The organism is Salegentibacter lacus (assembly GCF_020164555.1).
In the GTDB taxonomy this organism is placed as follows: Bacteria; Bacteroidota; Bacteroidia; order Flavobacteriales; family Flavobacteriaceae; genus Salegentibacter; species Salegentibacter lacus.
On the sequence record NZ_JAIQZB010000014.1, the window covers coordinates 19,808 to 32,561 of the forward strand.

A 12,754-nucleotide genomic window follows, 5' to 3' on the forward strand; every position below is an offset into this window, starting at 1 on the left:
ACATTTGTTAAAAAATAATTGGCAGCAGCAGAAAAAATAAAAGCACTATTACAGAGTTTTGGTGATGAAGATGACAACCGTTTTTACACCACAGCAATGCAGATTGCCGCTGCTGAAGCTAAGAAAGGTCATACAAAATTAGCTGAAGAACTTAAAGAACTTATTGAAAAAATCAAGTCCAAGCGAAAGTTAGATTCAGTTTCCAAAACAAGAATTCTTCCCGTCAACGAGGCTCAACGTGAGTTAAAAGATTTACTTGAGGTATACCGTCCGCATATAAAAACAAAGGATATGGTTTTGACCGAACAAGTGTCAGAAGCAATCAAACGTATTCTTTCCGAACAGCAGAAATTTGATCAACTTTTACAACACAACTTAGAACCAAGAAGGAAATTAATGCTTGTTGGACCACCGGGCTGTGGAAAAACAATGACAGCCAAAGCAATTGCCGGCGACTTGGAAATACCTCTTTTTATCATACGTTTAGATGGATTGATTAGTAGGTATATGGGTGAATCCATTGGAAAACTCAAATTAATATTTGATTCTATGTACCAACATAGAGCTGTTTATCTATTTGATGAATTTGATTCGATTGGTTCTAACCGTAGTTATGGGAACGATGTTGGGGAAATCAAGCGTGTTCTAAATAGCTTTCTAATGAATATTGAGCAAGACCAGTCCAATAGTTTATTGATAGCAGCTACCAATATTCCTGAATCTCTTGATAAAGCACTCTTCCGAAGATTTGATGATATTATACAATATCCATTACCAAAAGATAAGGAAATTGCTGAACTCATTAAGGTTCAACTTAGAGGATACTCACTCACTAAAGGCAAAACTGTTAGTGCTCTTGCCAAAGAAGCCGTAGGCCTTAGTTTTGCAGATGTTTCTAATGCGTGTAAGGACGCTATTAAGGAAATGATTGTACACAATACAGACAAAGTATCTTCAACTACTCTTCTCAAATTTATTAAAAACAAAAAGACCCAATTTTAATTCATAAATGCCTAGAAATTTAGAACATATAATTCTTTCTGGGTATACATCTACCGAGTCCTATACAAGCCCAAGCACAGGGAGGGACAGAGTGACGCCAATTGGAAGAAATAGAAACACCCACGGTAATGCTTTACGCAATCAGCTTCAAATGGCTGAAATGGCGTTTAGGCAAAATATAGATACTGATTTTGTATATCTGGAGTTTATTTCTGAAAGAGATTGCCTTTTGGCTTTCGATAGCTTTGAAGATGGTAGAAGTGGCGACCATCGTTTTGTGTCGTCAAAATTGGAAAAAGTAATAATTGATGGTCAAGAACACGAACGCTATAAAGCTTGTGTCTTTTTAAATACTAATGGAATATCTAAATTCCTAAGAAAAATTGAAGCCTATCTAAATCCTGAGAAGGACAGTGATTCCGGAAACCCTAGACATACAAAGTTACTCAACAATATTGCTAATATACAACAAGCTACTTTAGCCAGTTTTTGGCAAGAAGATGAAATCGATTTTCCTGACTTGGATGAAGAAGTTTGGTGGGAAGTTTGGTTTAGACGGGACAATACTCAAGACGACATCCGGGAAGATGAGGACGTGATAAATATGCTTGTGGATAATATTATTGTGGTTGCCGAACGTAGATTGTTATTCCCAGAACACATTGTTCGTATGATTCGATGTACCGCAAGAGAACTATCAACGAGTCTGTTATATACTGATAAACTGGCAGAATTAAGAAAACCCAAAGAGGCTGCCGATTTTTTCACAGGATTAAATAATGACGATGCCAACGATTGGGTTGAAGACCTAAAAAATAGGACGCTCAATAGAACCACGGATGATTCCATAATTATCTGCTTATTGGACACGGGTGTAAATCGAGGTCACACCTTGTTACAAGATTTTATTCCAGAAGAAAATTTAGATTCCGTGAACTCTGAATGGGGAAATGCCGACACACATTCCCACGGTCACGGAACACCTATGGCCGGAATTGCATTGTACGGCGACCTTACCGATTTATTGCAAGACACCTCAAATATTGAAATATTTCACCGTCTAGAATCTATCAAATTAATTCATCCCAACAATCCACATCAACCTGAATTATACGGTGCGGTAACAGAAGAAGCTATTTCCAGAGCCATAATTCTCAACCCGAACAATAAGCGAGTTCTTGCAATGGCTGTAACCGCTACTGATGGACGTGATAAAGGTAAGCCATCGTCGTGGTCAAGCTCGGTAGATAAAATTGCGTTTGGTGAGGAGGGTACATCCGATGACAAATCGTTGTTTTGCGTTTCTAGCGGAAACACTGTTATATTTGATGTTTCTGAATATCCGCAAAAGAACTTTGAAGAATCTATACACGACCCTGCCCAAGCTTTCAATGCGCTTACCGTTGGTTCATTCACTCAAAAAACTATCATTGACCAAAGTCAATTTAATGGAGCAACCCCTTTAGTACCAGCCGGAGGAATGTCACCAAGCAACAGTACTTCTCTAATTTGGGAGAATAGTTGGGCTTTAAAGCCAGAACTGGTTATGGAAGGTGGCAATTATGGTATTCATAACGATGGTATCATTGACCCTGATTCTTTACGAATACTTTCCGTGGGAAAAAATTTTAGAACCGAACCACTTTACAGTTTTGGTGATACCAGTGGTGCTACAGCTTTGGCTTCAAGATATGCCGCAATGCTGACCTCCCAATACCCAACATTATGGCCTGAAACCATAAAAGGGCTTCTTATTCATTCAGCAGATTGGACAACCGAAATGCTTGGCAATAGGGCGATACAGGAATTAAACAAAACCGAGCAAATCAATCTACTAAGAACCTTTGGGTATGGTGTTCCCGATTTTCAAAAAGCTGTGAGAAGTGCAAATAATTCACTTACACTTATTGCGCAAGAATCTTTAAGTCCTTTTATACTTGATGACGGTACGGTTAAGACTAATCAAATGCATTTACACAATTTACCTTGGCCTGTTGATGTTCTAACCAGTTTATTTGATAGTGAAGTGACCCTTACGGCCACCTTATGCTACTTTATTGAACCAAATCCTGGCAACAAGCAATATAGCAAATCATACTATTACCAATCCCACGGTCTGCGTTTTAAAATGATTGATTCAGGGGAATCCATCGAACGTTTTCGGGAAAGGGTAAATCGCGAGGCAAGAATGGAGGATCAAAATGGCTCCTATTCCGGTGAAAGCTGGATTATTGGTAATAAAGTCAGGGACAAGGGCTCAGTTCACAAAGATATATGGAAAGGAACTGCTGCTGATTTAGCTACTAGAAATGTAGTCGCCATTTTTCCAGTTAATGGTTGGTGGCGTACCAGAAAGAAACTGTTACGATACAATAATCAAGTCAGGTACAGTTTAATACTATCTATTGAATCTCCAGACAGCACGATTGATCTTTATAATCCAGTGCTTAATCAAATTGAAATTTTGATCTAAGAAATTATAACCTCAAAGGTCGTTTTTAAAATTTCTTTTATGCTACTTAAGATTTTTGAAATAATTTTTTCAAGGCTTAATTGTTTTGTCATTGATACAAAGATGATATTTGGCAAGAGTGTAATATTTTTAGAGTTTACAAGATTTTTCCTCATCCCAATTACTCAAAAATCCTAATTCCAATAGGAAAGAAGGGCTATAATCAACAGTTTCCCGCAACACCTGAAAATTAGCAAACTTCACGCCCCTACTTTCAAGCCCTATTTGCTTTATAAACTGGTTCTGTAATTAATAAGCAAACCAAATAGAATTTTTGGAATACTGTGATATAGTGCTGTCCACATAAACTTCAATCCCTCGTGCAGTAGGAGTATTAAAATGATTGCAGTGTAAGGAAATAAACAAATCCGCATTAAGTGACTTCGTCAACTTCGTTCTATCCGATAAGGAAATAAGCGTATCGCTATACCGGATCAAATAAATATCCACTGGTTTTTATGACTTTTCGTTGAGCCTTAAAGCTCCAAGGTTATATCCAGTACCACATCTGTTTATTTAATGCCATTTATTCCGATGGCACCGGATTCTTTTCTCCTGTGTCCAACATCAATAACAATTCGTTTTCTGGTTGCCGGTTCTTGTCAAAATTGATACACATATTCAGGAACAAAATCACAAAATTGACGTTTTTGTCCCCTCCTCCCCTTTCCACATTTCAAGTTATTAACAACCCACTTTTAAAATCCCATAAAATTTAATGCCAAATGAAAGCATTGAAAATCAACTAACTGCAAATAATATTTTATTCACAATTTACTGATTTTCAATTATTTAAGTCCTTGAATTCCTAATTTTCTCATAACGAAATCGAATCAAAAATTTAAAACTTTCCGTTATGAAAAAATCCATTCTATTGGCAACTTTTTTATCGTTGCTTTCTTCGAGCGTTTTTGCGCAAATCGGTGGGATCGAAGATTCCGTAGCCGATATTTCTGATACCATAAGGAATATATTTCCCATTATCCTAGGGATAATCTTCCTGGTCGGTTTTCTCTTTAATGCCGGCCACTTCTTTGGGGAAAACTCCGATCTCAAAAAAGGAATAACCCGGGTGTTAGTCTTTGTACTTATTGCGGGCGCCGTGGTAGGCATCTTCACTTATTTGATCAGCATTGTAGTTTAAGTCGGTCGCTAAGCGACATTTAAAAAAATAAAGGAACAATTATGAAAAAGTACGAACCTTATAAGAACATTCGGAAGGGTGCCATCATCTTTGGGCTTTCCCTTCCCCTATTTGCACTAATGATGCTTTCAATTATCGCTTCCTTGTTGGTAATTATATTTTCCTTCAGCCTGGGTGTGATTATCAGCGCCCTGCTCTTTAATGCATTCTTATATATCGGGTTAAACCGTATCAGCAGGCTATTGGAATTTCTACAGATGACAGGGGCATTTCCAAAAATGATCAGTAATAAAAGAAACTCCGGTATCGATTATGAAAAAGATTAAGCTTTCCACCCACTGGCCAATTGCCGACATCCGGGATAATATTATTTTCTCCAGAAATGGTAACGTTGTGCTATGTTACCAGCTGGACCTACCTGAAATTTATTCTTTATCGGAAAAAGATTTTGAAGACCTGCACGCCACCTGGTTCCAGGCGCTTAAATCCCTACCGGTCGGTACGGTGGTTCATAAACAAGATATCTATGAGAAAAAAGCATTTACTGCAGCCGACTTGCCCGATAAAACCTTTTTAGAAAAGGCCACTCGGGATCATTTTAAAGATAGAGTGTTTATGGAACACATCTCCTTATTATTCTTCACCCTGACCAAGAATAAAGCTTTAAACAACTCCAAATACGTAAACCCTTTTCGAAAAGTCTCCAAAGACATTGTCAGGGAACTGGATGCCAACCTTAAAAGCTTTACCGGCTCGGTAAACGATTGTGTTTCTTTTATCGCTAACAGCCGAAAGGTTTCTATAAAAGCATTCCAACCAGAAGAAATCACCAATCTCACTACCGAATATTTTAATGGTTTCAATGAGGGTTTCGATACCGATATCCTACTCGAAAAACAACATATTCAAACTGGGGATAATTATTTTGATGCCCTGGCTATCAATAGCGAGCTGTGCTTTGGCGAAAGGGTACAGTCGAGCAAGACCAATGAGAAATTCACATCCGATGATTTTGTATTTCACCAGGGGTTTATTGATGGGCTGGGGCTTCATTTAAAGGAAAACCATATAGTCAACCAGATCCTCTACCTGGATGATAAACATAAGTGGCGCAAGCTACTGGATAAAAAAGTAGAAGAACTTAGCAAAAGTTCCAATTTTGGCTCTCAGAATAAGGTTGTGCTTGGAAAGATTCAGGAAATCCTGGAAAAGATTAATAGCGATGATAACGCGCGGATTATCCGTGGCCATCTCAATGTAGTCTTTTGGGATCGTGAACCCGATAATTTGGAGCGCATTGCCTCTAAGATTAAAGCAGAGTTTAAAGAACTGGATATCATCACTTACGCCCCACGAGGGGAAGAACGAAAGAATTACCTGCTTAATAGCTATTGCTGCCACTCTTCCAATTTTTCCGATGAAGATCTTTATGTGACCGATTTAAAACATGCCTTGTGCCTGTTTATCAATAACACCAATTATAAAACAGACCCTACCGGTATCATTTTTAATGATCGCGAGCATAATATTCCTGTGCTAAAAGATGTATGGGATGAGCAGAAGAAACGAATCAAGGCGCGCAATTTTGCCATCTTCGCCCCAACCGGTGAAGGGAAATCTTTTTTGGCCAATAACATTCTTCGCCAGTATTTTGAAAATGGGGTCCGGCTGGTCATTATCGACCTGGGAGGATCTTATACCAAGTTCGCAAAGCTCTATCCCGAACAATACACCGTTTTACGCTACGAAAGTGGTAAGAGCTTAGGGATTAATCCTTTTTATATATCCAATGCCGATGATGTAGGCCCCGAACGGTTGGAGGATCTATCGGTGTTCTTATTGGAGCTGTTTGCCTCTGATTTAAAAGTGGACAAAGCGCAATCCGTAGCCATAAAAAAGATTCTCCGCTACTATTACCAAAACGCAACTGAGAACCATTCTTTAGATAGTTTCTACCAATTTATCGAGCAGCGAAAAGATGAGCTGCTGGAGATCCTTAAAATCCATCCCGACTACTTTAATATCACTAGCTTTTTGCACGTGCTTTCGGAGTATGTCGGCGATGGCCTATACAGCTTCTTATTTGAAGTTAGCGAAGATCAAACTTACAAGATCGAAGAAAAGCGGCTAATTGTCTTTGAACTCGATGAAGTCAAGGACAATAAAGAGATCCTTTCGGTAATGCTCAAACTGATTAAGTCGGCCATACAGCGCACCATCTGGAAAAACCGTGCTGAAAAAGGGATCATCCTTTTTGACGAATTTGCCAAACAACTCAAGTTTAAAAATGTCCTGGAAAGCGTGGAATTCTATTATCAGGCGATCCGTAAACAGAACGGAGCCATTGGAATTATCTTACAATCCATAAATCAGCTTCCTAATAATGCGACTTCGTCAAGTATCCTAGAAAATACTCAGGTGATCTACAGCCTGAACAATGAAAAAGGTTATGGAGAACTGGGCAAGCGCTTAAGCCTTTCCAGCCACGATTTCAACCAGTTAAAATCGATCAGGAATAATTTGACCGGGAAACGGAAGTACACCGAGATCTTCATTAAGATCGGCAAGGAAAGCAACATTTTCCGCCTAGAAGTACCACCTGAAGTCTATGCTGCCTACCTCACCGACGGCACCGAAAACGAGGCCATATTGGCCATTTATAATGAGACAAAAAATATGGAAAAGGCTATCAAGGAATTCACCAGGAAGTCCTAAACGCTCATAAAATTTTAAAACTCTTAAATATGAAAAACAATCGCAAAACTTTAGTATTTACATTGGCCCTTGTTTTATGCCTGCCTGCAGGCGCTGCCTGCCAGGGGATGCCGGTGTATGATAATACGAACTTTGTCAGCCTGGTTAAATCCCTGGTGGAATCAGCCAAGCAAACCGCCAACCTGGTCAAGACCGTCAATTTCTTAAAAGCACAGAAAGAAAATATTGAGAAGGTCAATAGTGTGGTGCAGGATTTAAAAGCTGTTCGTGAGATCGGCCGTAACAATCAGCGCCTTATTGCGGTAATGCAGGATGACCTTCGGGATATTTTGAATTCCCCTTACATCAAACCCGACGAAATAAGCCGGGTGACCGAATCCTTCAGTGCCGTGGTAGATAACTCCCTGGAGACCGCAAGCTTTATTGATGAGATCTTATCGAGTGATCATTTAAAAATGAGTGATGCCGAGCGGGCCGAAGTTTTAAAACAAAAAGAACTCGAGTCTAAAGAAATGGTCACCGATGTGCGGCTGAAGACCAAGCGTTACCGTGAGATCATTTCTTTTAGGAAGATGCAGGATAAGATCAATAACCGGGAAACAAGCTTTTGATGATGGAAGGGGTAATCATATTGACCGTAGGTGTCGAATATATCGATAGCGTTTTCCAGACCATTCAGGAAAGCGAGTTTTCCCGCTATACCATTGTTGGCATGAAGACGTTGGCGGTACTTTTCTTTTTGGTTAACATCCTTAAAAAGTATAATGAAGGGGTAGCTGATAGGCAGGGCTATACCTGGGGGCTTTCACCCGGGGATCTGGCTAAGAACTTTGCGGTGGTCCTGCTGGTTATTTTCTCTACCCAAATCCTGGGATTCTTTGATAACATTCTTGTGGCTATTGAAAACCAGTACCGCGATACAGCCCCTGCCCTGCTCCCCCTTCAGATGCAGGAGATTCCAATAGAACAAGATGTCTCCCCTATGGGGGCTATGCGTAAAGCCATGGCCTTACTTTATGAAGCCCTGGTGACTCCCCTATACGGCTTTAAAACCTTTGCTTTTCTAATCAGCCTGTTTTTATGGATTCTGGATTTATTCATTTATCCCTTATTCCTTGCGGAGCGCTACTTCCTGCTTGGAATTATGCAGGCTTTTTTTCCGCTAGTGCTTAGCCTGGCGGTATTTGAAAAATTCCGTTCGATGGCCTATGGATTTTTCCGGTTGTATGCAGCGGTATATATGCTGGTGCCTGCATTCTTCCTGGTTAATGTGTTTATCAACGCCCTTTATACGGAAATCAACACCAATTTTTGGGAAAACCTATTCGGTACGGATTACGGAAGCGGTTTTTTCGCCCCAGTTGTAGAAATGGGTTCGATAGTTTTTATCGTGTTTTTAAAATTCAAACTCTACCGGCGGGCCATTTCATTTACCCTAAGATTGTTCACCACGTGAGGCCCATAAAGGGCATTTAAAATGGTTCTCTTAAGAAGCTTCGATATAACCAATTTAGTCATAAAAAAATAGTTCAAAAATGAAAACACCATATAAAAATATCTATTCGATATTAAAGCTCAACCGCTTTATCGTTCTGGCCGTAGTGCTTTGCGCGATGCTTTGCAGTGTTTTTGCCATTTGGATGGCCATTTCAACAAGAAACAAAGCCTTGAACAGTGCCTTTGCCATTAATACTGACGGCAGTATTATTCCTTTAAAACTAGTGACCCAAAAAGAAAACTTCCGAGTAGAAGCCCTGGCCCATTTGGATTTATTTCACACCTATTTCTATAATATTGATGCCAGCAACTATGAGAAAAACCTGGAAAAAGCATTATGGCTGGGCAATAGTTCGATAGATAACCTTTACAGGCAAAAGAAAGCCGATGGGGTGTACAACCGCTTATTGCAATATTCGCTGGTTCAAAAGGTAATGAGTATTGAATCCCAGCTTGAAGAAAGGGAAGATTCCTATCATTTTAGGACCACGGTGATTTTCGAGATCAACCGGGGCAGCATTGTCGATACTTATGAGCTGGTTTCCACGGGAAAACTGCTCATCGTAGATCGCCACTTCCCAAATAACCCCCACGGGCTACTCATCACAGATTATTTTGAAAACAGCTTAAGAAAAATTTCCCCGCAAAATTAAAACTACAACAGATGAAAATAGAAAAAAACAAGATCGTATTTATCAGCGTACTTGTGGTCATTGTGATTTTTCTTGTCACCTATACCTTAATGATCACCTGGGACGATGACGAGCAACAAGAAAACCTACGGCAAACCGAGGTTCCGACCCTGGAAGAAGAAAGCCAGGAAACCTATGATTCTAAACTGGAGGCTATTGACAACCTTAAAGAAGTTCGGGAAAAGAATGCGCCAAGTATTTATGATGAAACGTTTTTAGACTCTTTAGGCTATTACGATACCGAGTTTTTGGAAAAAGAGAAAAAACGCAAGATCGATAGTATTTATGAGCTGGGAAAAGCACGGCAAATGCAAATAGCAAACCTATCGCAAACCCGGCAGACCACCACACCGGAAAATAACAGGCCATCCCCAATTCAAAGAGCATCAAAAGGAGATAGTGCTGAAAGCCGGGAAGCGCGAGAAATGGAGACCAAAGAAATGGGATTGGAACATCAATTATTCTTTGCCTCTGCTCCTATGAAATCCGAAAATTTCACTGGAACAACAGATAAGGAAATTAAAGTGGTGGTCGATGGCACCCAGGTAGTCAAAGCCAATTCCAGGCTTCGAATGCGGCTTGCCCAGCCTGCCAGGATCGGTGATAAACTTATACCTAAAAACACCCCGATTTTTGGCTTTGTCAGTTTTCAACCTAATCGTGTCCTAATTGAGATTGAAAATATTAATAACCACCCAACCAGCCTAAAAGCTTTTGACCTTGAAGATGGTAGCGAAGGTATTTACATAGAGAATAATTTACGGGCGGAAATAACCACGGAAGTGCTGGATGATGTGATTAGCGATATCAATATTCCGAGCGTACCACAAGTCAGTGGAATAAGCAAAGTATTCAGAAGGAATAACAGAAACGTAAAAGTGACCATCCTTAATAATTACAGACTACTACTAAAAGCCAGTAAAACCAAAGGAAACTGGGCAACAGCTAACCAATAAAAACAATTCTTATGAAAAATTATCTTTTAACAACAGCCGCTTTACTGGTGATAGTTTTCACCAGTGCACAAGCCCAAGAAAAGCTGGACACTATTTACGCTAATGAGCATAAGAATGTCGCGCTATTTTTTTCTGAGGAAATCAGCCAGGGTATTACCGGTGCTGAGCATTTTGTCTTCACTTATAACCGGGAAAAGCAGCAACACTTCGGACTGCTGCAGGCCAAGCCCGGCAGAGAAAGTAATTTACTTGTTATCGGAACAAATGGTTCGGTATTCTCCTATATCCTGAAGTATAAAAAACAGCTTTCCCGGCTGAACTATTTTATCCCTGAAGCGGAAAGTATTGGAAAAGAAAAGCCAGTTGTCAAGGATTCAGTTAAGGACAAAAAACCGCAAAAGAACTTAAACAAGAAGGAAGGTCATTACCGCAGATTCTGCAGCTACCTGCTGAGTAAAAAGCAACGCATAGGCCGCATAAAAAAACGCAAGAACGATATTATTTTAAGTGTTGAGAATATCGTTTTTAATAAGGAGCAGCTCTATTTTGTGATCGAAATTGAGAATAGATCCAGCCTGGATTATGATCTTAATTTCTTAAACCTGGCGATTGAAACCCGCAAAAAGGGAAAGAAGAAATCCTTACAACGCTTATACCAGGATCCGGTTTTCAAGTACAACTTGCCGGCTAAGATTGGAAAAAAACAAACGGTAAGATTGGTTTATGTGATGCCAAAATTTTCCTTGTCTAAAGAAAGGAGGGCGATATTGGAACTTAATGAAAAGGATGGGGAACGTAATTTAAAACTAAAGATCTCCCATCGGTTTATTAATAATCCTAATTGATAATTTTGAAAAATTCCGACTTTAAAAGTTTAAATTTTTCTGGCTTTTGCACCCCTGGCAGTCAGCCTATAACGCTGTTTACTACTTTGTGGTTTCTCGGGAATGGTCATTTCAATCAAGCCTTCGGCAAGTGCAGGTTGCAAATAATTTTTTCTAAAATTTTCTCTATCGGAAAGTCCTAAATGATATTGCAACTCACTTCTGCTATCTTCACCATTAATCACATTTAAGAGGTCTTGAACTTGCGGGGTGACTTGCGGGGTCTCTTGCAGGGTTACTTGCGGGGTTTCATTAGTAGTTTTATCAAAAACTTCTTCTGAAGCTGGAAAAACCATTCGTAAAAAGTTCTCGGAGAAACGGAAGGAATCTTTACTATAGGATTCTAATATTCTGGGGATCCCCGATCCAAGTTGTTCTACCAAATCCAGGTCTTTATAAATGCGCATTAATTCTTTGTTGCGGGGAATCGAAAAACCTTCAAAAAATTCATTTTTACTTAAGCCATCCGGTAAAGAACCTGCAGAAGTGATTTCTATCCGATCACTAAAAATTTCAAACTTTGGAGCTATTTCACGAGTGTAATCATTATGGACAAAGGCATTTATAATGGCTTCCCGCAGTGCAATGGCATTCCAAAGACGACGTTCTTTTCGTTCACTATGGGTGATTTTGGTAATCGTTCGATTTTCCAAGTTCATTTTATCCAATACGCTCTTAGTGGCTTTTATTAAAGAGCAGTAACCATATTCATTACTTTCAACTAAATCGACCCGTGTATTCCCTTTATACTTAGCCAATTTAACAGAAACATTATTTTCATCTGCTAATAAATATGCTGCATAATTCAAGTCACCTCCTGTCGTAGTTAGCTCTAAATTTTTTCTGAATTGTTTGTTGAGGGGCTTTTGTTTTTCCTGGTAATATATATGAAGTTGTTCAAACCTTAAATCCTGCCGGTGTGCTTTTATTTTTCCGATAGAATTTCGTGTACGTGTGGCAAAAAGTTCTTCAATGAGTTTTTGTGACATAGGCTCTGCCGCAGAACCAAGCCGTATAAAACAACCTTTTTCACTCATTCCAAATTTTTTGAGATGGTAAGGTTTTTCTGAACCGCTTGCTACGATAATTTTCAGAATATCTTTCCCATCCCGTTCCTCAGTTACAATATCAAATAACCCAAGTGCAGAAGGCCGTATATTGTTCCTTACCCTATCCTTAATTTTCAATTGTACACTATCAGGATCTTTCACCCCAAAAGTTCTTCCTTCCTTATCAATCCCTATATAGATAATACCGCCTTCACGATAATTTAAAAAAGCAACAACTTCTTTCTCCAAACCATCGGAAAGCTCCCTTTTATATTCTATACGGTTGGTCTCACTCATAAAAAA

General features: G+C 39.4%; 11 protein-coding genes and 1 pseudogene. 10 read left to right on the forward strand and 2 right to left on the reverse strand.

Going from position 1 to position 12,754, the window contains the following annotated elements:
- Nucleotides 1-18: 18 nt before the first annotated feature.
- Together LB465_RS12290 and LB465_RS12295 are read left to right on the forward strand one after the other, a co-directional pair.
- Nucleotides 19-1,002, forward strand: coding sequence for an AAA family ATPase (locus LB465_RS12290; RefSeq protein WP_224470166.1), 984 nt, complete (start codon nucleotides 19-21; stop codon nucleotides 1,000-1,002).
- A gap of 7 nt (nucleotides 1,003-1,009) precedes the next feature.
- Complete coding sequence (locus LB465_RS12295; protein ID WP_224470167.1) at nucleotides 1,010-3,475, forward strand: S8 family peptidase; 2,466 nt, start codon at nucleotides 1,010-1,012, stop codon at nucleotides 3,473-3,475.
- A gap of 129 nt (nucleotides 3,476-3,604) precedes the next feature.
- Here the strand turns inward: LB465_RS12295 and LB465_RS12300 are convergent.
- A pseudogene (locus LB465_RS12300) lies at nucleotides 3,605-3,964 on the reverse strand (N-acetylmuramoyl-L-alanine amidase family protein).
- 406 nt (nucleotides 3,965-4,370) lie between these two features.
- On the opposite strand from LB465_RS12300, the gene LB465_RS12305 reads away from it, so the two are divergent.
- From LB465_RS12305 to LB465_RS12340, 8 genes are all read left to right on the forward strand, one after another.
- Complete coding sequence (locus LB465_RS12305) at nucleotides 4,371-4,658, forward strand: hypothetical protein (RefSeq protein WP_224470168.1); 288 nt, start codon at nucleotides 4,371-4,373, stop codon at nucleotides 4,656-4,658.
- Nucleotides 4,659-4,699: 41 nt separating this feature from the next.
- A complete protein-coding gene (locus tag LB465_RS12310; protein ID WP_224470169.1) occupies nucleotides 4,700-4,984 on the forward strand; it encodes a hypothetical protein in 285 nt (94 codons plus the stop codon).
- Nucleotides 4,971-7,373 carry a TraG family conjugative transposon ATPase gene (locus tag LB465_RS12315; protein ID WP_224470170.1) on the forward strand — a complete coding sequence of 801 codons (2,403 nt, stop codon included), beginning with the start codon at nucleotides 4,971-4,973 and terminating at the stop codon, nucleotides 7,371-7,373. The genes LB465_RS12310 and LB465_RS12315 overlap by 14 nt, the downstream gene beginning before the upstream one ends.
- A 29-nt stretch (nucleotides 7,374-7,402) precedes the next feature.
- Entirely contained in the window at nucleotides 7,403-7,984 is a 582-nt protein-coding gene (locus LB465_RS12320) for a conjugal transfer protein (protein WP_224470171.1), read from the forward strand.
- A gap of 2 nt (nucleotides 7,985-7,986) precedes the next feature.
- Nucleotides 7,987-8,829 (forward strand): hypothetical protein, encoded by an 843-nt coding sequence (locus LB465_RS12325; RefSeq protein ID WP_224470254.1) that lies wholly within the window; start codon nucleotides 7,987-7,989, stop codon nucleotides 8,827-8,829.
- Nucleotides 8,830-8,908: 79 nt separating this feature from the next.
- Nucleotides 8,909-9,523 (forward strand): conjugal transfer protein TraK, encoded by a 615-nt coding sequence (locus tag LB465_RS12330; protein ID WP_224470172.1) that lies wholly within the window; start codon nucleotides 8,909-8,911, stop codon nucleotides 9,521-9,523.
- Between the two features lie 11 nt (nucleotides 9,524-9,534).
- Nucleotides 9,535-10,518 (forward strand): conjugative transposon protein TraM, encoded by a 984-nt coding sequence (traM, locus tag LB465_RS12335; protein WP_224470173.1) that lies wholly within the window; start codon nucleotides 9,535-9,537, stop codon nucleotides 10,516-10,518.
- A gap of 11 nt (nucleotides 10,519-10,529) precedes the next feature.
- The gene (locus tag LB465_RS12340; protein ID WP_224470174.1) at nucleotides 10,530-11,363 is read left to right on the forward strand and encodes a DUF4138 domain-containing protein; all 834 of its coding nucleotides are present in this window, start codon (nucleotides 10,530-10,532) and stop codon (nucleotides 11,361-11,363) included.
- A 29-nt stretch (nucleotides 11,364-11,392) separates the two neighbouring features.
- On the opposite strand, the gene LB465_RS12345 is transcribed toward LB465_RS12340, so the two are convergent.
- Nucleotides 11,393-12,748, reverse strand: a complete 1,356-nt coding sequence (locus tag LB465_RS12345) for a Fic family protein (RefSeq protein ID WP_037317149.1) — start codon at nucleotides 12,746-12,748, stop codon at nucleotides 11,393-11,395.
- Between the last annotated feature and the right edge of the window lie 6 nt (nucleotides 12,749-12,754).